Source organism: Legionella sp. JM-2024 (genome assembly GCF_055389095.1).
On record NZ_AP039388.1, the window covers coordinates 2361064 to 2381497 of the forward strand.

Here is a 20434-nt window from a genome sequence, read left to right on the forward strand (position 1 = left end):
TTTTTTCTCTGAACATGAGCAAATTTAATTTATCGTCTATAGTTAAATTAAATATTCAAAATAACAAGAGATTTTCCAAGTCGAAAAGAGGGGAAAACATGTTAAAACGCTGGCTAGGTGTAGCATCATTGTTTTGCTTACTGAATAATCCATGCTTTGCTGAAGATCATGAAATTGCTATTACCATAGATGACTTACCGTTTGTAGGATCAGGAACCAGTACCCCAGGTAATCTGAAGCGAACTCAAGAACGATTTATAGCCATAGTGAACACCTTGGTTGAAAACCAGGTTCCTGCTACAGGTTTTGCCATAGGAGGAGCCATCGCTAAAAATGAATGGGAATTATTGGAAATTTTTCGCAATCAAGGATTTACAATTGGAAATCATACTTATAAACACCGAAGTTTAAATTCAATGAGTGCAGAAAATTACATTGCTGATATTGAAAAGGCAGATGCCATTTTAACGCCTGTTATGACTGAACCTAAATATTTTCGTTATCCTTATCTGGCAGAAGGTAATGGAGAAAAGAAACAAAAAGTGCATGAATGGTTAGCGGCTCACCAATATACCATTGCACCTGTCACCGTAGACAGTAAAGATTATGAGTTTAATGCTCAGTTCTATAGGATACCTTATAGACAAAGACCACAAAGATTGACTCAATTTAAGAAACGTTATCTTGCATTTATCTGGCAACAAACCCTAAGAGCAGATAAAAAAGCTAAGAAAGTTGATGGTCAGCCTGTTAAACATATTTTGTTAATACATGCCAATTTAATTAATAGCTTATGTTTGGGTGATATCATTGAAATGTACAGGAGTAATGGTTATAAATTCATTACATTAGAAGAAGCTTTAAAAGGAAATACAGCCACTCCAATCAATGACTCATCAGAAGCAACGTTGAATTCACAACCTGAACCTGAGAAAAAAGAAACGGATGAACCTAAATCTTAAGTTAGAACTATTTTTGGGATAACTGATTTTTACCATGTTATCAGGTTCTTTGCCGCCAGCACCCAAGCCCCGAGCAAAACAAATCGAGTTAGATCAGGTGCTGAGTAAGGTTTATGCTTCGTCCTTTACACCAGCTGGGCAGAAAACTCAGCATTTATTTAAATCAACACTCTGAATATGACAGTTTTTTTGTCATGTTCAGAGAAATCAATATATAATGCAATAAAATATTGGCCAACTAAAAAACATTTACTTCAATTGCGCCAAACGCGATAAAGCATGGGCTGGTAAAAGGAGCCAATAGTGTCCTTCGTTCTTCATATGGCCTGCAATCAAGGTGGCTTTATCTCCTCCACCCCAAAATACATCACCTCTCACTTTACCACGAATAGCCCCACCAGTATCCTGAGCTATCATCAAACGTTGCATCGGCTTACTGACATCGGGATTTTTACTATCTGGTCTTGTGGTGTTTAACCACAGAGGAGCTCCCATAGGTATCCATTCTTTATCAATGGCTAGGGAGTAACCTGGTGTTAATGCCACTCCTTGTGAACCTAAAGCAGCTTCTAATGACAACTTGCGAAAAAATACAAATGATTTATTTTGATTGATCACCTTATCCATTTGCTTGGGGTGAGCTTCCAAATACCTCTTAATACGCTGCATAGAAGCATTATGCTTGGTCATAATCCCTTTTTTTATTAATACTCCAGCAATTGCAGTGTAAGGTGCACCATTTTGACCATCATAGCCTATAAAAATTCTTTTCCCATCCTCGAGCTCAATAATTCCTGAGCCCTGTATTTCCAGAAACAGCCGATCTACAGGACTATGAATCCAAACCAAAACACGTGCTGTATCTTTAATGGCGCCTTTATTAATTTCTTCTCGAGTGTAAAATGGTACGACTTTATTACCCGTTATTCGCCCGATAATTTTCTTATTTTTTAAATTAGGAAGGAATAAGCCTAAATCAACAGTAACCAAATTACTCGGTAACTCATAAAGGGGAACACTAAATTCATCCGATTTAGTGTAACTGCCTTTAATCAAAGGCATATAATATCCAGTAAATAGTCCTTTTACCGGCTTATTATCATAAAATTCCACAGGTACAAACCAATCTTGAAAAAATTGTTTTGCTGATTTTTCATTGACAGGATTTATTTTTAAAGCAGCACGACAAGCTGGATGCCAGTCCTTAGCTTGCAAATCAATCTGTTCTGTACCAACAACTCGTTCAGGATCTTGCTTTAGAAAAGCTCTGCAAGAAGTTTGAAAAGTTTCTAGCGATTTTTTAAATTGGGCATCCTCCCAACCAGGTAATTGCTTAAAGCTTACATGGCGAAAAACCGGTTTAGGAGAACGGGTGGTCCACCATACCGCCAAACCCAAGATAATTACGACCAAAATAAGTGTCAGGTAAATTAATTTCGATTTCATAAGAGGTCAATTTTTACACGTGATGGAGAAAATTGCAACTAAATTATCCCTTTATTAATTCATCATACTATAAAAATCATGAAGTTATAATGATCTTTTTTCTATTATTTCAAGTAGTTAAAAAATAAATGCATTGCTTTTATAATCGGATAAATATCTCCAACTACTTACTCCTTCCTTAACCCAAATTTCCTCTTCAGAGCAAAACAATGAACTACTACCCGATTTGATAAATCGTAATTGTATTACAGAAGAAGCTTTATCCTGTTCTTCTTGTAATACTGTGACTCTAAAATGGTGAGAAATATATTTTTGCCCTTCCTTATCAAGAACCAAGCAAGGAAATTCACCAAGGTCTTCAATCCCATAGATGTATTTTTTTTGACTAAAAATAATGGAGCAACCTTTATTAATTAATTTTTTAATCACTGTATTGGCATTATCTTCTTGTAAATAACAATCCTTTCTCGTATGTAATGATGAGGAACGAACTAATTGCATTGCAAAATGTTCTAACTGATAAAAATTTTGATGCAAGGCCTCCTGCCGGTTTATTGCTTTATAGTATAATAACACTTGCTGCATGCCGGCTAATGCCAATAAGCTAATCACCAGAATCACACAAAACGTCATCAAAAAAATAAATCCGGAGCAATGACTTTTCATGAGCTTCGAACTGACACACGTAATTTACGAATATTTTCCTCATCAGTCCCAATAATTATGTTAAATACCTGTTTCTTCGATATTAGGTCTGTATTTATATAAAAGAGATGGACTAAAGGGCTTAACTCTTCCGTTTGAAATAATTTGTAATGCAATGTTTTTTCTCCTTCAGCATTCGGTTTAATAAACCATCTTTCTTCTAGCCACTCACCTAAATAAGTGGTTTTATCATATGTAAACATCAAAGGCTTGGTTAAGGTAATCAGATATCCATTAACCAATCTGTCCATTTTCAAAATTTCATGTACTTCTGCATGCCTGCAATCGGAAATCATTAATGGGTGTTTTATATTGGATATGACGGATTGAGTAATAACAACTTGTGTTGGACTTACTATATTGACTACTTCAGTAAAAACCTCATTCATCCGGTTAACCTGAAATTGTAGATACGGGATATTTTCAATTTGAAAGCTAATGATCGCTCTCCTCAACTGCCTCGAATCATTGGTTTTCAGATGTTCAATACCCATACAAGGTGTAAATCCGGCTTTTCTAATGCTGTCGCTTAATAAAGCGCTAACCCACTCCAAATCAAAATTAATTTCCAACAATTCTTGTGCTTTTAGATATTGAGATTTACTACTCAGGTATAATTGTGAAAAAGTAATTGTTATAAGACTAGCCAAAAAAAGGCTAATTAACATCTCTGATAAGCTAAATCCTGATTGTTCTTTCATTTCAACGCACATCCAAATTATAAGTGCGAGTAATTGAATGATAATTTTTAAACCAGTCAATTTTCAAAGTGGTGTTCTTTTGAGAGTGTTTCATCTCAAAGTGATAATTTGGAGGTGGTGGCGGTAAACTTCCCTCGGCAAGGTATAAAGATTCTTCTATTTGATCTAAAAATTGAGAACCACGAACATACCAAATCAGTTGGCTGATTAACTCTTTAGTTTTCCACTGCTGTTGAACTAATATCAAAGCTACCGTAGTCACTAACATCAATGACACGAGCACTTCCATCAGGGTAAATCCCTTTTGCCTATCCATCGCTTGTCTTCCTGAGGTTGGTTTGCATCGGAAGGGTAACTCCCTATTAAGAAAAATTCAACACATCGCTTCCTGATAAGCCCTAAAAATTAATTCATTCGTGACAGCCAGCCCATGCTTAGGTAATATAAAACCATTTTTCGGTTTAGGAAGAGTTATGTCCATTGATTTTCAACAATTACCTCATGCAGGAATACGTTCCCTGGTTCCATATAAGCCAGGCAAATCAATTGAAGAATTGGCAAAAGAAAAAGGATTAACAGATATTATTAAGCTGGCAAGCAATGAAAACCCGCTGGGTTGCAGTCCTTTAGTTCTTTCCGCCTTGCAGCATATTTCACCACATTATGTGGCAACCTACCCCTCTCCTTTTAATCATCCTTTGATATCTAAACTTGCAACCAAATTAAATGTAAAAACTGAGCAATTATTTTTAAGTAATGGTTCTGATTATCTATTTAATATCTTGTTGAATTGTTTTGCTCTTCATACCAATAAGCATATTCTTACTCATGATTACGCATTCAGTACCTATGCGGTTCAGGCTAACGCTCTACAAATACCAGTAATCAGCGTATCTATTAATGACAACTGGGTAATTAACATTAATCATCTGGTTAATGCCTGTAACCAACATACGGCGCTCATTTTTGTAGCTAATCCTAATAATCCGACAGGTTTACTGATCCAACAGGAAGAAATTAAATACCTATTAGAACAAATTCCTGAAAGTACTCTGCTAATTCTCGATGAAGCCTATTTTGAGTTTGCTGCTAATCAATTAACTAACAGCAGTCTGGATTGGCTTGAAGAGCATCCTAATTTGGTGGTCACCCGAACTTTTTCAAAACTATACGGCTTGGCTGGTTTGCGTTTAGGTTATGCGATTGCTAATCCCTCCATTATTAGTATCTTAAAACGAGTGCAATTACCTTTTACAGTAAATCAGCTTGCTCTTGCTGCAGCCTATGCTGCTATTGACGATGAAGAATTCATCAAACTAAGTCTCAAACTCAATAAAGAAGGAATGATTCAGTTGATCGAGGGCTTTAATCAATTACATATAGAATATTTGCCTTCTTCATGTAATTTTCTTACGTTCGATTGTAAAGAGGACAGCATGTCTCTTTATAATTATCTTTTGGATAAAGGCATAATAGTAAGGCCTTTGCATGCCTATAAAATGAATAATTTTATCAGAGTCACTATCGGGACTAAAGAACAAAATTCCCGATTTCTTGAGGCATTGAAGAATTATTATTTATAAATGGTTTTTTCAATTAAAATAAGGAATCAAAATGACTAGTGATTTAAGTAGTAAGCACTGCGAATCTTGCGAGGGAATAGGTGCTGCGCTCAATGCAGATCAAATCAAAAATTTACTACCACAATTAAACAATAAATGGGAAGTATCGGAAGACAACCGAATTATCAAACGTGCCTTTTCCTTTAAAAATTTTTATGAAACCATGGCCTTTGTTAATGCGATCGCCTGGATAGCTAATATTGAAAACCACCACCCTGATTTAGAAGCAGGCTATAATTATTGCCGTATTCACTTCACGACTCATGCGCTCAATGGTTTAACTCACAATGATTTTATTTGCGCAGCAAAAATAGATAAGTTACTTGTTGATTAAAACTTACCATTTATTTTTGACTTTTAGTTAAGCATATTAATTTTTAACAAAGTTTTTTAAGAATTTTTTAAACGCTTATTATCCGCTCCCTTACGGTCGCGGCTCGGTTTGTGTCCATAATCAGTTCGGTTTGTGTTCATAATCAGCTCTGTTTGTGTTCATAATCCGAGCCGTGACCGTAAGGGAGCGGATAATAAGTAATACATAAAGCCAATATCCAAACCTCAAGGTTACCATTCAGAGTATATATCTTGAATCTTGGTAGAATGCCAGAGCTGCGTCCAGGTTGAACGAAAAAATGACTGAGAAAGCGCACCATACATCAGTATGTGAGAATTTATCAGTCATTTCTTTATTTAAGATGAACCAAATACGACACTCCAGTGATACTGAGTGAACAGTTACACCTCAAGGCCTATCATCTACCTCTTTGCGATGACTGGGCAAGAAATCTTTGTTATCCAGTCCCATCGCTACAGCCAAAGCTCCCGCAATGTAAATTGAAGAATAGGTACCTATTACTATTCCAATGATAAGTGCCAATGAGAATCCATATATAGTTTCACCTCCATAAACAAAAAGTGCAACCACAACAAATAATGTCAGCACAGAAGTCATGATTGTTCTTGATAGAGTTTGATTGATTGAGATATTCATAATATCTATTGGATTTGTACGACGAATCTTCACAAAGTTCTCTCGAACTCGGTCAAATACAACAATAGTATCATTCAAAGAATAACCAATAACAGCCAACAACCCGGCAAGAGCTTTGAGATCGAATTCAATTCCAAACAGAGCAAAAACACCTAAAATCAATACCGGATCATGAATCAATGCCACTGCAGAACTGACAGCAAGCTTGTATTCAAAACGCATGGCAATATAAATCATAGTAGCTAGCAAAGAGACAATGATCGCAAGAGCTCCTTTTGTTGCCAATTCTTGCCCAACTTGCGGTCCTACAAAGTCAACTCTTTGTTTTACTGCCCCTGGCAATACATTCATGACCTGGTCTACCAATATACTTTGTTCTTTATCTGCTCGAGGTGCAATACTGATAAGGACATCTTTGGAGGTACCATAACTAACAACCTGAGCCTCTTTAAAACCTGCTTTATTGAGGCTTTCTCTGATCAAAGGTAAATCAGCGGCATTGGAATAACTTACTTCAATTTGAGTTCCGCCAGTAAAATCAAGCCCCCACTTCAAGCCATTAATAGCTAAAGCACCAATAGATACTACAAAAATCAATATAGAAAACAACGCAGTCCAACGGCGTGCCCCCATAAAATCTATTTTTGAATTTGGATTAAAAAATTCCATCTGAGCCCCGCCTTATATGCCTATAGATAATTTTTTTACATTTCGTCCACCATAGTACCAATTCACAATAGCTCTGGTGTAAGTAATGCCGGTTAGCATGGAAGTTAGCAAACCTAAAGAAAGTGTAACGGCAAATCCACGTACGGGTCCTGTACCTACTGCAAATAAAATGATCGCTACGATTAAAGTAGTTACGTTGGCATCCAAAATAGTTGAGAAAGCCCTTTCATATCCCGCATGAATCGCCGCTTGGGGTGATAAACCATGACGCAATTCTTCCCTTATCCGCTCATAGATCAAAACGTTCGCATCAACTGCCATCCCCACGGTTAATACAATCCCGGCAATACCTGGTAAAGTCAAAGTAGCATCTATAATGGATAATAAAGCACAAAGAAGAACCAGATTCAGCATCAATGCGATATCAGCAATCAAACCAAAAAAATGGTAATACACTAGCATCAGGACTAAAATCAAGCCCATACCAACTTCCAGGGAAACGAGTCCACGACGGATATTTTCTTTACCTAAAGTTGGGCCAACAGTACGCTCTTCAACTGGATAAATTGCAGCGGGTAATGCACCTGCTCTTAATAATAAAGCCAAATTACTCGCTTCTTTACTGTCAGTAAGTCCTGTAATTTGAAAATTACTACCTAGCGCATTTTGAATGACCGGGGCACTAATAACCCTCTCCTCTCTATGGGTCACTCGCTTTTCGACACCATCTATCGTTTGTGTAGTCGTTTTGGTTTCAACATAAACTATGGCCATTCGCTTACCAATATTTTCTCGAGTAATTTTAGTGAATAGGCTTTCTCCACCACCACCCAATTGAATTTGAACAGAGGGAGAAGCTGTTTGTTGATCAAAACTTGAAACTGCAGAAGTTATGGAGTCACCGCTCAAAACCACTTGCCTCTTTAATAAAATAGGATGGCCATCCATCGTATATAACTTATCATTAACAGGCACGACACCTGTTTGTTTGGCAATCAAAGGATCATTGTCCTGATCAACCAAATGAAATTGTAACGTAGCGGTACCACCAAGTATTTGCTTTGCTCGAGCAGCATCCTGAATGCCTGGCAAGTCTACAGCCACACGAGTTGCACCCTGTTGCTGCACAACGGCTTCACCAACGCCCAGTTCATTCACTCGATTTCTTAAGATACTCATTGTTTGCTCAATGGTATTTTGCCGTATTGAATTTAATTCAGCTGGAGAAATCGCACCTAAAATTGAATTTTGCGTTTTGGTTTTAACAAACACGACATCAGGTATTTTTTGTCTTAACTCCACCAAAGCATTTTCCATTGATTCGGAGTCTCGGAAACGTAATTCAACCCCTTTATCTGCCAAATAGCGTATACCCGAATAACGAATCCCTGCTTCACGTAGCTCTTGACCAAGATTTTTCATTATGCCTTCATAGCGACGGCTTATAACACTTTCCACATCCACTTCAAGAAGAAAGTGAACACCTCCTCTTAAATCCAACCCTTGTTTCATAGGATCGGCATGAATTGCTTCAAGCCAATGCGGGGTAGAAGGAGCCAAATTCAAAGCCACTGTGTACTGATTCCCCAAATTATTCTTGATAACATCACGAGCTAATAACTGCGAATCAGTAGAAGAAAACACGACTTCTACACCATCCTTTTCAGCAGCCAAAGATTTATAATCAAGCTTGCCATTTTTTAAAATAGACTCTACCTGATTTTTTATGGCTTCTTTGTCTTCATCCGTATCTGCAGAAATTTGAACTACAGGATTTTCGGTGTACAAATTTGGTAAAGCGTAAACAAACCCAATGACTGCAATCACTATCAGCATTAGATTTTTCCAGAGAGGGTATTTATTTTGCATTTCTAATTCCCTATGCCTAACTTAAAGCGATTTTAAAGTACCTTTTGGCAATACTGCAGTAACAGCGCCTTTTTGCAAATTAATTTCAATACCTTCTGCTGGGCTTACTTTAATATATTGATCATCCAAGCTCACAACCTTGGCCAATATCCCTCCGGACGTTACTATTTCATCTCCTTTCTTTAAGCGATTTAATAAATCTCTATGCTCTTTCGCTCTTTTATTTTGCGGTCTGATTAACATAAAGTAAAATAGGACAAAAATCGCAACGATCATAATGAGCGAAAAAGTTCCATCAGTTTGAGCAGCTGGCGCATTTCCTGCTGCCGCTAATGCATCACTAATAAAAAAACTCATAAAATCTCCTCAAATCGGATATTAATTTCTTAGTTTTCCTTTGAAATTGTTGGATAAATCCATTTCAAAAGATATTTATAAGAACTCTTGTATAAGCTGTGAATTTTGGGCCAGGTTATGCAAGAGATCTATTGCATGTATTACAAGCGTGACATCATATAGCGAATTTCCTCGAAGGTAAATGAATAGTTAATTACCTTGAGCGTAATAAACATTATGTTGAATCAGGAATCTTTGACATAGTAATGGAGTATTAACTAATAAATGATGTAAATAAGCCCGGGACAATTGCTTCGAGCAAGTGGGACATGCACATTCTTCATCAATTGGGTTAAAATTCATAGCCTGTTTTTCATTAGCCAGATTAATTTCCCCTTCCCTACTATAAACAATACCGTGCATTGCATTTTTTGCTGGTTCATCTGATTCAATTAGAGTGACTTCCCTCTCTTTTAAAAGTTTGATTAAATCAATAGTCACTTGGCCTGAGACATAACACGGCAAATGAGGCCAACTCTTTAATTGCTCCAAAAAATCTTTACTAGACTTTGTTTCATCCAAATTGAAATATAGACCATATTTCCCAGGTACTTCCATCACCTTATGCTGCTCTTCTGATAGGAAGAGTTCTATCCCATCATCCCATATATCCCATATTTCGGGAAAACCATTCATAATGGTTTTAGGTAACAGGATTGCGGATGGTTTAAGAGATAAAATTAAATTAACCAGCTCGGCGTTAGTCAATTTAAATTTGCTTCCATCGTAAGGTGAAACCAATGTCACAATGCCTTCCTTATTGGCAATTAGACGGCTTGCATTGATAACCAGATTATTTGACCATCCCAAATATTTGCCTAAATCAGTTATTTTTTTCAATAACTGGTATCCAGGCTTTAATAATAACAAATCCAGATAATACGAAACTGTTTTGGTATTAATTTCTTGCCAATTTGCTGCAGTAAGGCATAACCCTGCTTCGGTATTTAAAATAGGAACAAAATTTTGATTTATATTTAACATCCGTAATCCTCTGATATGGCCCGATTTCCAGGAAATAGTTGTCTAGCGAACCTCCTATAACAATAAGCTGGTATCTCCATAACTAAAAAAGCGATACCCTTTTCCAATTGCCTCTTGATAAAGAGCCATGGCCTGTTTATGTCCAATAAAAGCGGATACCAACATGAGTAAGCTCGATTCTGGTAAGTGGAAATTAGTCATTAGGCCATCACAAATCTTAAACTGATATCCCGGATAAATGAATATATCAGTATCGCGACTACAGGGTGATAACTCCCCCTTTGTTGCAGCACTTTCAAGACTACGCAATGCAGTAGTTCCAATAGCAATCACCCTGTTTCCTCTGGACTTGGCAGCCATCACAGCATCACATAATTCAGAACTAACCGTAAAATGCTCACTATGCATTTTATGATCTTGGATACGCTCACTGCGAACAGGCCTGAATGTTCCAGCACCGACATGCAGAGTAACATAAGCCACATTGATTCCACGCGCATGAATACTGTTTAAAACCGCTTCATCAAAATGCAATCCTGCTGTCGGAGCTGCAACAGAACCATCAAATTTAGCGTATACCGTTTGATATCTATCTTTATCTAATAATTCATCTTTCCTGGTAATATAGGGCGGCAATGGAATATGGCCTAAACCATTTAAAAGCTCTAATACATTTTGACTGGCTTTACAAAGAAATAAATCATCACGCCTCTCTAATATTTCAAGATGCTTTCCTGCGTCAAGATAAATTAACCCACCTGATTTTAAGGACTTACTGGCTTTTATATGGGCAAGAAAAGTAAAATCGCCAGTTATCCGCTCTACTAACAATTCCACTTTACCTCCAGTGACTTTATGACCGTATAAGCGAGCTGGTATCACTTTACTGTCATTCATTACCAATAAGTCGCCAGGCTGTAAAAAATCAGCAATTTCCCTGAATCGGTAATGACCATATTCTTCTGTTTGGCGATTGTAAATTAACAACCTGGAATCACTTCTATCCTTTAAAGGATATTGGGCAATTAATTCTGGGGGTAAATCAAAATAAAAATCTTGCGTATTCATAGAACAACCTAAAAACAAAGTGGTGCAATTATACACTCAACCTTGGTCATGAAATCAATTTTTGAGATTTTAGTCATTTTGGAGTATGTCACATAAATCGCTTTTGCCTTTTTAGGACACTACAAACAAGATTATTGTGCAGAAGATCAAAATCAGGGTACTAGTTAAATATGGATAAGCATATCCCTTGTAAGTTCTCTTACGCTTGACCAAATCCAATAAAAATACTGGCAGTACAGAAACAACCGTTAATAAGATAATTAATGCGACCGATGCGGCATATTTCTGAAAAGGCATAATATAGGTTAAAAAAGATAAGAAAACTTGCAAGACTTCACGAATATAATAAATTGCCCATATAAACAGGTAATCAAAATTGTAAATTAACCAGGATGCCAAACCTAAAGGGATCAGTAACTTAGCCCCTTTAATCCCAAAAATTTTTTTGAAGGTTCCAATAAATTCATGTGAGAAGAAAACCATAATTGCTGCAAATAAAATAACCAAAGCCAAGGTTAAAAGCATTTTTAATCCTATTTTTTAAGATAAAACCTACGTCATTCCTTACTGGCATAGAACGAAGCATACTCCAGGAAATAATTCTAACGAAAAACTCAACGAATGGCCTCGCTAACGCTCGCAAAGACGGATTGTTAACTATTTTTATAAACATTACCAAAGTCTAATTAAATTAACTTATTTTTTTCTCTTCCAACTCTTCCCAACGAGCAAAATACTGCATTAATAAAGCCTCTTCCCTTTCCAGTTGCTGAGTGACCTCCGAAATTTTCTTTGTATCTTGCTGATAAAATTGGGGATCAGCCATTTGCAGATGTATTGCTTCAATTTTTTTCTCTACAGTCTCAATTTGTTGAGGCAATTTGGATAATTCACGCTGTTCACCAGAGGATAAGTTTTTGGTTTTATTATTGGCTTTATCGGGATTATTATGTTTTAAAATAGTGGGTTTCGCTTGCAGTTCACGTTGTTTTGACTTATGTATTTTGTAATCGTCATAACCGCCAACAAATTCATTAAATTTACCATCCCCATCATAAACCAGTACGCTCGTCACTACTTGATTAATAAAAGCTCTATCATGACTTATTAAAATTAAGGTGCCAGGATAATCAATTAATACAGTTTCCAGTAGTTCCAAGGTTTCTATATCTAAATCATTGGTTGGTTCATCCATTACAAGCAAATTAACTGGCTTGGCAAAAAGCTTCGCCAGTAGCAATCTATTTCTTTCACCACCAGACAATGAAGATACAGGTTGATTGAATCGATCTGCCGAAAATAAGAACTCCTTTAAATAGCTGGCAACATGTTTTTGCTTTCCATTAATTGTTACATAATCAGCGCCCTCGCCCACATTGAACATTACTGTTTGCTCTTCCAGCAAATGTCGACGCAACTGATCAAAATAAGCAATCTGGAGTCCTGTTCCCAACTTTATAGTGCCTGAATCAGGTTTGATTTCTCCTAATAACAATCGTACTAAAGTCGTCTTGCCACATCCGTTAGGGCCAATAATTCCAAGCTTATCTCCTCTTGTCAGTAATAAGGAAAAATCACTTATAATTGGTTTATGGTTTATCGCATAATTCACTTTGTTTGCTTCTACTACCAAAGAACCGGAACGAGTTACATCCAAGCTCAGAGATTTCACCGATCCTAGCTGATTACGGCGTGCCTTATACTCCTCCCTCATCGCTTTTAAAGCTCTTACCCTGCCTTCATTACGTGTACGTCTTGCTTTAATGCCTGTACGTATCCATGCCTCTTCCTCAGAGAGCCGTTTATCAAATAGGTCATTTTGTTTTTGCTCACCAAGTCTTATCGACTCTCGCCTATCAAGGTAAGTTTCATAATTACAGTGATGGAGATATAACTTCCCTCGATCGATTTCAAGGATGCCAGTTGCTACCTGACTTAAAAACTCTCTATCATGAGTTACAACAACCACACTGCCAGCAAAGGATTTTAAATAATTTTCTAACCATTCGATTGCCTCAACATCCAAGTGGTTAGTAGGTTCATCCAACAATAATAAATCCGGTTCAGCAAGAAGTGCTGCACCCAATAATACACGCCTTTTCATGCCTCCAGAGAGATTGGGCATCTGCTCATTAATAGCGATACCTAATCGACTAGCCATAGTTTCAATTTTTGGTAATAAATGCCAGGCATTTAAATTATCCATTTGCTGCTGGCATTGTGCTAATTTCTCCATATCAACTTGTTTAGTCAATTCATGATGCTGAGCTAATACCTCACCTATCTCACCTAAACTTTTAACAAGAAAATGGTACACCGATTCTTCTTCAGCGGCGGGCACTTCCTGAACCAAACCAGTAATTCGTAAACCCGACAATCGGCTAATTTGTCCGCTGTCCAGTATTAACTCACCTTGCAATAATTTTAGTAATGTCGATTTTCCAGCTCCGTTACGCCCAACAAGAGCAATTCTGTCTTGTGGCTGAATCTGCAAATCAGCTCTGTCCAGAATACAATGACCTGCCAGGATTAAAGAGGCACTATTAAGGGAAACTATACTCATCAAAACTCTCTATTGAAATAAATCTATTTGACCTCTTTATATTGAAAATTTTTGTTTTATCTTGGCATAGGTTGGTGATAAGAAAATCACAATTAACCATATCAAAAATAAAAAAGGCCTTAAATTAAGATCATTGGTCCTCAAAATCCATCTCATTTTCGGGATTCCTCAGGGCTTCCTTGCCGAAACTCTTTTTTTAATATCAAACGTCCATCCTGTTGTACGATATGAAATTGTGACAACACATTCATTCCAAGTAATACGGTATTATCATCATTTTCTGGAATTATCACCGCTTTGACATTTTGCAAATGAAACTCCCCAAAAGACAACTGCTGCAGACGAGTTAAAAATCCTGTTATCTTGCCATTAGCAGTTTCAATAGTAATGGGATATCGCCCGGTAATCTTTAAACTCTCAGCCAAACCTTGAGGTACTGCTACTAGCGTTGCTCCTGTATCCACCAAAAACTCTACTGGATATTCATTAATCTTACCTTTGATTCGATAATGTCCTTCATTATCGGCACTTAATACAAATTCAGTGCGATTCGCTACAAAAACAGTGTTTTCAGATTTATCGTAATAATAAAAAAATAAAAACAGTCCAACAAAAAAAATAATCCAAACACATAAAAACATCACACGCCCGGTTCGGGCGTATTGATCATCACTCATAGCATTAATCAGCAGCTGATGATAAAACCATAATTCCATCCATTTCAACATTGGCACCACGTGGTAATGCTGAAACACCTATTGCTGCCCTTGCAGGATACGGTTTTGAAAAATATCGATCCATCGCTTCATTAATTAAGGAAAAATGACTTAAATCAGTGAGGTAGACGTTTAATTTCACAATATTGGCCAAGCTGCCCCCGGCAGCCTCACATACGGCAGATAAATTTTCCAATACCTGAGTAATTTGTAATTTAATGTCATCACTGCAGATTTGCATCGTTTCAGGATTAAGTGGAATTTGCCCTGAAAGAAAAACAGTTTGACCGCAACTTATTGCCTGACTGTAGGTACCTATCGCTTCTGGTGCCAATTTTGTATTGATTGGTCGCATTAATTTTCCCCTTGTTTTTTTCGATATAGTCGCATGACTACTTTATTAGCTCTTAAACGACGCATGACTCGCGCCAAATGTGTTCTGTCACGAACACTGATGGAAAATGTTACAGCATTATGGCGACCATCCCGGGGATCGACGTTGATGTTACCAATATTGGAATCTGCTTCTGAAATAGCAGTGGCTAAAGCAGCTAATACACCTCGTTCATTGGCCACATCTACGGTAACATCTACCCAATATTCACCTTGAACCTGATCATCCCAACGCAACGCAATAAATTGCTCAGGATTACTACGAGTTGTTTTTAGAGTCGTACAGTCGCTGGCATGAACAATAATACCTCTGCCTTGTTGAAATTTACCAACAATATTGTCCCCTGGGATTGGTTGGCAGCATTCACCAAAATGAACCACCATACCTTCAGTTCCCTTAATTGCCAAAGGACGTTTATTGCCTTTATCCAATTCATTAGAATCTTGTGAAACCACCAAACGCTTGGCAATCACCATCGCCATCTGATTCCCTATTCCTATGGCATACAATAAATCATCAACCGTTTTATAATGTAAATCACTTAACAAGGCCTGAAGTGTCTCCGGAGGTACTTTTGCATAATCACTAGATAATTCTGCCAACGATTGCTCTAGTAAGCGTTTCCCTAAAACAATAGACTCCGCATGTTGTTGGCTTTTCAAAAAATGGCGAATATTGGATCTTGCCTTTCCAGTAACAACAAAATTCAGCCAGGCCGGATTAGGGTGAGCTCCAGGTGCTGTAATAATCTCTACGGTTTGCCCATTTGATAAAGGAATACTTAATGGCACCAGACGTCTATTCACTTTCGCTGCAACACAGCTGTTTCCTACCCCAGAGTGGACTGTGTAAGCAAAATCTACCGGTGTTGCTCCTTTTGGCAACTCCATAATATGGCCTTTTGGAGTAAAAACATACACCTCGTCTGGGAATAAATCAATTTTAACGTTTTCAATAAATTCAAGAGAACTTCCTGTACTCCTTTGCATTTCCAATAAACTCTGAACCCACTCTCTTGCCCGAAGCTGAGCCTCATTCACCTCCAAGCCAGAAGATTTATAGATCCAATGTGCTGCCACACCATTATCAGCTACTTTATCCATTTCTCTGGTTCGTATTTGCACCTCGAGGGGGACTCCAAAAGGTCCAAACAACGTAGTATGTAAAGACTGATAACCGTTAGCCTTTGGAATTCCTATATAATCTTTAAAGCGCTGTGGAACAGGTTTATAAGTGCAGTGTAAAGCCCCCAAAATTCTATAACAGGAGTCAATATCTTCTGTAATAACGCGAAATGCAAAGACATCCGTAATTTCTGTGAAGGATGCTTTCTTTTGCTTCATTTTTCTATAAATGCTGTATAAATGCTTTTGTCTGCCAAAGACCTGTTCATAAGGAATATTTAATTGCGATAACGCATGTTGCAAATCTTTTTCTATAGTTTGAGTTAACTCTCTGCGATTACCACGTGATTTTTCTACGGCCGACTTAATTGCTCTGTAACGCATGGGATACAGGGCTTGAAAACCCAAATCTTCAAGACCAACATAAATAGAATGCATACCCAAACGATTGGCAATTGGAGCATAAATCTCGAGAGTTTCAATAGCAATTCGTCTACGTTTGGCTGCAGGCATTGATCCTAGGGTACGCATATTATGCAGACGATCAGCCAACTTAACGATAATAACTCGTATGTCTTTAACCATAGCCAAGACCATTTTACGAAAATTTTCTGCTTGAGCTTCGGCTTTAGATTCGAATTTAATTTTGGTCAGCTTGGTGACACCATCAACAAGGGCAGTTACTTCTTCGCCAAATTGATTGACTAATTCTTCTTTACATATAGAGGTATCTTCGACTACATCATGAAGCAGAGTAGCCATGATGGTTTGATAATCCAGTCTCATCCTTGCCAGGATTAAGGCAGCAGCTACAGGGTGCGTAATATAAGGCTCACCTGAACGACGCATTTGGCCATGATGTGCTTTTTCAGCCACCAAATAAGCTTGATAGCATTTTTCAATTTGCGCCTGCTCAAGGTAGCATTTAAGCTCTTCATCGAGCTCTTTAAAGTAGCTCACGCAGTACTCCCTAGTATCCAACATGGCCATTTATACCTCATGTTACTCAAAATACGGTTTTATGCTTCGCCCTTGTTCCCTATGCTTGCTTAAATACCATTACTCGTTTGACAAGAGGTATATTCATAGAATGACCAACACTCCTAAGGCAAAGTCAATAACTAATTTTAGTCCTCATCCAAAATATCCGCAGTAACATAACCTTCTGCAATTTCTCTCAGTGCAACTACAGTAGGTTTATCATTTTCCCACTCAACCATTGGTTGATCACCTCGAACTGCAATTTGTCTTGCTCGTTTGGTAGCTACCATAACCAACTCGAATCGGTTTTTAACATGTTCCAAACAATCTTCAACTGTTACTCGCGCCATAAAATTCACCCTTAAGTTATTAGAACAAATACTAGCTCAAACCCTTTATTTTACTGCGATGACAATAGGAAAGAAAGCAGTTTCGCTTGTTTATTTACCTGTCTTTCAATTCGCAACCTATTGGCAATTACTATCGACTGTAACTCCATAGCCGCTTTTTCAAAATTATCATTAACAATTAAGTAATCAAATTCCGGATAATGGCCAAGTTCATCCTTCGCCTTAGTCATTCTTTCGCTTATCACATGATCCTTATCCTGCTGTCTGTTCATCAATCGTTCCTTTAATGTTTCTAAAGAAGGCGGAATGATAAAGATACTTATTGCACCAGGATAAGAATGTCTGATTTGTTCGGCACCTTGCCAATCAATATCGAGAACTACGTCAATTCCAAATTTCAATCGCTCGTTAATTTGCGCAACAGACGTTCCATATAAATGGTTAAATACCCTCGCATGCTCAACAAACGCCGCCACATTCACCATAGAAATAAATTGCTCCTCATCAATAAAGAAATAATCTACTCCATCTCTCTCCCCTGGCCTTATGGGTCTGGTAGTATGAGAAATAGAAACTTCAATCTCGCTCACAGTTTCTATGAGTTTCTTTACCAAACTTGTTTTGCCTCCTCCTGAGGGTGCGGCAACAATGTATAAATTTCCTAAATTATCACTAACCATAACATTTACTCAAAGTTCTGAATTTGTTCACGCATCTGCTCAATTAGTACTTTCATTTCAACTGCACTTAACGTTAATTCTGCAGAATCCGATTTTGAGCTTAGAGTATTCGCCTCTCTATTTAATTCCTGCATTAAAAAATCCAGCCTTCTTCCTGTAACCTTTTCAGTATTTAAGGTACGGTTCACTTCAGCTATATGAGTCTGTAATCTATCCAGCTCTTCACTCACATCAAGTTTGGCTAATATCAAAGCAATTTCTTGCTCTACCCGTGCTTCAGGTACTTCAATTTGCACCTCATGCAAACGAGTGAGCAATTTATCCTTAGTCCTCTCACTCATCGCGGCCACAATCTCCTTAGATCGTACAACCTCTTGCCCCAACGCCTGTAATCTACTTTCAACATGTGCCTTTAGAGCCTTACCCTCTACTGCTCTGGCTTCACATAACCGGTTGATACTCTCCTTAAATATGTCTAATGCAATTTGAGCTAACTCTTCCAAATCTAATTGGTTTACTTCTACTACTCCTGGCCATGAAAGCACTTGACTAACTGTCATATCATTGGCCAAATGATGAGAAGCCGATAATTTACTACTTAAATCAAGTAATGCATTAATCATACCTATATTTATAAGCATAGACTGATTATTAGAACTTGTGTCCTTATACTTTAGCTGACATTCCAACTTACCGCGATGAATTTTATCTCGAAGCAGCGCTCTTAATTCCGTTTCAAGAAAACGAAATGTCTCAGGTAAACGAAATGTCACATCAAGATAACGATGATTAACTGACCTGATTTCCCAGCAAAAATGACCTGCATCAACCTGCTTTTGGCTTCGAGCAAAAGCTGTCATACTATGAATCATAAAAACACCTACTGTTTAACCTTGCGCGAATATACCTGAAATTAAGAGAATTGCACAGGTATTGCTCATTAATTAATTAAAACAAACTTGTATGCTACACATCACCGCTTTCGCCGGGGACAAGCTTTACGAGTTAACATTCGTTTAGTGACATAAAGGCATTTCTCTACCTTTTATATCGAACTCATGTTATTTAGAGTGCAACTCAAATGTTAAAGAGTTATACTTGAGCATTTTTATATAGGAGTATCTCATGCGCCCTAGTAATCGTGAACATGATCAGCTTCGTCCCATTACAATAACTCGTAATTTCACAAATCATGCTGAAGGTTCCGTATTAGTCGAATTTGGTCAGACAAGAGTGATTTGTAATGCCTCAATCATTGAAGGAGTTCCTCGTTTTCTAAAAGGTAAAAACCAAGGATGGATAACAGCTGAATACGGCATGCTCCCACGAGCAACTCATAGCCGTACCGAAAGAGAAGCGAGCAAAGGCAAACAAGGTGGACGAACCCTGGAAATTCAACGTTTAATAGGCCGTTCTCTAAGAGCTTGTATTGATTTAAAGGTTCTAGGTGAAAATACTATTACTCTCGATTGTGATGTAATCCAGGCCGATGGGGGAACAAGAACTGCGGCTATCACTGGCGCTTGTGTAGCCATGCGAGATGCTATCAACTGGATGATTCAACGCGAAAAAATACGTAAAATGCCAACTTTTAATTATGTGGCTGCGGTATCTGTAGGTATTTACAGAGGGCAAGCAGTACTGGATTTGGACTATGCAGAAGATGTTCTTGCCGAAACTGATATGAACATTGTCATGAATGAACAAGGGCATTTTATTGAGGTTCAAGGCACTGCTGAAGATAATTCTTTTACCAGGGAACAACTGAACAGCATGTTGTCACTTGCCGAAATCGGGATTCCCAAATTAATTGAAATCCAAAAAAATGCTTGAGAAGATAGAATAATCTAACAGCCAGTAAATAAAAACTCTTGTAATGTCATCTCCGCGAAGGCGGAGATCCATGTTTGTACAGCATAATGCCCCATTTCTGCATGGATGCCGTTCTTGGTGAAGAATCCTTCACGATCTGATTTATTCGGCAAATCATGCCATTTAGTATAATGTTCATGCTGGATTTGGAAGTTATTACATATCCGCTCCTTCACAGCCGAGGCTCAGATTATAATGGCACTAAACCGAGCCACGACCGTAAGGAAGCGGATATGGTTTGAACATAGAACAACCAGTTATGCTGTGCACAATATATGAATTCTATTTTTTAAAAACACGGTCTGTGAACAATTACCTCGGTGATAACAACATAAGAGCGC

At 37.7% G+C, this 20434-nt stretch carries 21 protein-coding genes; 4 read left to right on the forward strand and 17 right to left on the reverse strand.

Annotation, left to right across the window (positions count from 1 at the left end):
• Positions 1-98 precede the first annotated feature (98 nt).
• Positions 99-962, forward strand: coding sequence for a polysaccharide deacetylase family protein (locus ACZ5EK_RS10425; protein WP_464429466.1), 864 nt, complete (start codon positions 99-101; stop codon positions 960-962).
• 249 nt (positions 963-1211) lie between these two features.
• Here ACZ5EK_RS10425 and mltA read toward each other — a convergent pair whose 3' ends face one another.
• The 4 genes from mltA to ACZ5EK_RS10445 form a co-directional block, all read right to left on the reverse strand.
• Entirely contained in the window at positions 1212-2408 is a 1197-nt protein-coding gene (gene mltA, locus ACZ5EK_RS10430; RefSeq protein ID WP_464429468.1) for a murein transglycosylase A, read from the reverse strand.
• Positions 2409-2525: 117 nt separating this feature from the next.
• Positions 2526-3041, reverse strand: coding sequence for a hypothetical protein (locus ACZ5EK_RS10435; RefSeq protein WP_464429469.1), 516 nt, complete (start codon positions 3039-3041; stop codon positions 2526-2528).
• Between the two features lie 29 nt (positions 3042-3070).
• The gene (locus ACZ5EK_RS10440) at positions 3071-3814 is read right to left on the reverse strand and encodes a PilW family protein (protein ID WP_464429471.1); all 744 of its coding nucleotides are present in this window, start codon (positions 3812-3814) and stop codon (positions 3071-3073) included.
• 1 nt (position 3815) lies between these two features.
• Positions 3816-4130 (reverse strand): prepilin-type N-terminal cleavage/methylation domain-containing protein, encoded by a 315-nt coding sequence (locus ACZ5EK_RS10445; protein WP_464429473.1) that lies wholly within the window; start codon positions 4128-4130, stop codon positions 3816-3818.
• Positions 4131-4287: 157 nt separating this feature from the next.
• Here ACZ5EK_RS10445 and hisC point away from each other — a divergent pair, with 157 nt between their 5' ends.
• The gene (gene hisC / locus ACZ5EK_RS10450; RefSeq protein ID WP_464429475.1) at positions 4288-5397 is read left to right on the forward strand and encodes a histidinol-phosphate transaminase; all 1110 of its coding nucleotides are present in this window, start codon (positions 4288-4290) and stop codon (positions 5395-5397) included.
• 31 nt (positions 5398-5428) lie between these two features.
• The gene (locus tag ACZ5EK_RS10455; protein ID WP_464429477.1) at positions 5429-5770 is read left to right on the forward strand and encodes a 4a-hydroxytetrahydrobiopterin dehydratase; all 342 of its coding nucleotides are present in this window, start codon (positions 5429-5431) and stop codon (positions 5768-5770) included.
• A gap of 408 nt (positions 5771-6178) precedes the next feature.
• Here ACZ5EK_RS10455 and secF read toward each other — a convergent pair whose 3' ends face one another.
• The 13 genes from secF to ACZ5EK_RS10520 all read right to left on the reverse strand — a co-directional run bounded on the left by secF (position 6179) and on the right by ACZ5EK_RS10520 (position 19093).
• The gene (gene secF / locus ACZ5EK_RS10460) at positions 6179-7096 is read right to left on the reverse strand and encodes a protein translocase subunit SecF (protein ID WP_464429479.1); all 918 of its coding nucleotides are present in this window, start codon (positions 7094-7096) and stop codon (positions 6179-6181) included.
• 12 nt (positions 7097-7108) lie between these two features.
• A complete protein-coding gene (gene secD / locus ACZ5EK_RS10465; RefSeq protein WP_464429481.1) occupies positions 7109-8965 on the reverse strand; it encodes a protein translocase subunit SecD in 1857 nt (618 codons plus the stop codon).
• Between the two features lie 21 nt (positions 8966-8986).
• Positions 8987-9322 (reverse strand): preprotein translocase subunit YajC, encoded by a 336-nt coding sequence (yajC, locus tag ACZ5EK_RS10470; protein ID WP_464424320.1) that lies wholly within the window; start codon positions 9320-9322, stop codon positions 8987-8989.
• 189 nt (positions 9323-9511) lie between these two features.
• Positions 9512-10345 carry a tRNA-guanine transglycosylase gene (locus ACZ5EK_RS10475; RefSeq protein ID WP_464429483.1) on the reverse strand — a complete coding sequence of 278 codons (834 nt, stop codon included), beginning with the start codon at positions 10343-10345 and terminating at the stop codon, positions 9512-9514.
• 54 nt (positions 10346-10399) lie between these two features.
• Entirely contained in the window at positions 10400-11413 is a 1014-nt protein-coding gene (gene queA, locus ACZ5EK_RS10480; RefSeq protein ID WP_464429485.1) for a tRNA preQ1(34) S-adenosylmethionine ribosyltransferase-isomerase QueA, read from the reverse strand.
• Positions 11414-11524: 111 nt separating this feature from the next.
• On the reverse strand, positions 11525-11938 hold the full coding sequence (locus ACZ5EK_RS10485; protein ID WP_464429487.1) for a hypothetical protein: 414 nt from the start codon (positions 11936-11938) through the stop codon (positions 11525-11527).
• Between the two features lie 166 nt (positions 11939-12104).
• A complete protein-coding gene (locus ACZ5EK_RS10490) occupies positions 12105-13976 on the reverse strand; it encodes an ATP-binding cassette domain-containing protein (protein ID WP_464429489.1) in 1872 nt (623 codons plus the stop codon).
• A gap of 152 nt (positions 13977-14128) precedes the next feature.
• A complete protein-coding gene (locus ACZ5EK_RS10495) occupies positions 14129-14653 on the reverse strand; it encodes a retropepsin-like aspartic protease family protein (RefSeq protein ID WP_464432487.1) in 525 nt (174 codons plus the stop codon).
• Positions 14654-14657: 4 nt separating this feature from the next.
• Positions 14658-15047: a RidA family protein gene (locus ACZ5EK_RS10500; protein ID WP_464429491.1), complete on the reverse strand. Its 390-nt coding sequence runs from the start codon at positions 15045-15047 to the stop codon at positions 14658-14660.
• The gene (spoT, locus tag ACZ5EK_RS10505; RefSeq protein ID WP_464429493.1) at positions 15047-17170 is read right to left on the reverse strand and encodes a bifunctional GTP diphosphokinase/guanosine-3',5'-bis pyrophosphate 3'-pyrophosphohydrolase; all 2124 of its coding nucleotides are present in this window, start codon (positions 17168-17170) and stop codon (positions 15047-15049) included. The genes ACZ5EK_RS10500 and spoT overlap by 1 nt, the downstream gene beginning before the upstream one ends.
• A 167-nt stretch (positions 17171-17337) precedes the next feature.
• Entirely contained in the window at positions 17338-17541 is a 204-nt protein-coding gene (rpoZ, locus tag ACZ5EK_RS10510) for a DNA-directed RNA polymerase subunit omega (RefSeq protein WP_011214258.1), read from the reverse strand.
• Positions 17542-17591: 50 nt separating this feature from the next.
• Positions 17592-18221, reverse strand: coding sequence for a guanylate kinase (gene gmk / locus ACZ5EK_RS10515; protein WP_464429495.1), 630 nt, complete (start codon positions 18219-18221; stop codon positions 17592-17594).
• 5 nt (positions 18222-18226) lie between these two features.
• The gene (locus ACZ5EK_RS10520) at positions 18227-19093 is read right to left on the reverse strand and encodes a YicC/YloC family endoribonuclease (RefSeq protein ID WP_464429497.1); all 867 of its coding nucleotides are present in this window, start codon (positions 19091-19093) and stop codon (positions 18227-18229) included.
• A gap of 253 nt (positions 19094-19346) precedes the next feature.
• On the opposite strand from ACZ5EK_RS10520, the gene rph reads away from it, so the two are divergent.
• Complete coding sequence (rph, locus tag ACZ5EK_RS10525) at positions 19347-20054, forward strand: ribonuclease PH (RefSeq protein WP_464429499.1); 708 nt, start codon at positions 19347-19349, stop codon at positions 20052-20054.
• The last annotated feature ends 380 nt before the right edge of the window (positions 20055-20434 follow it).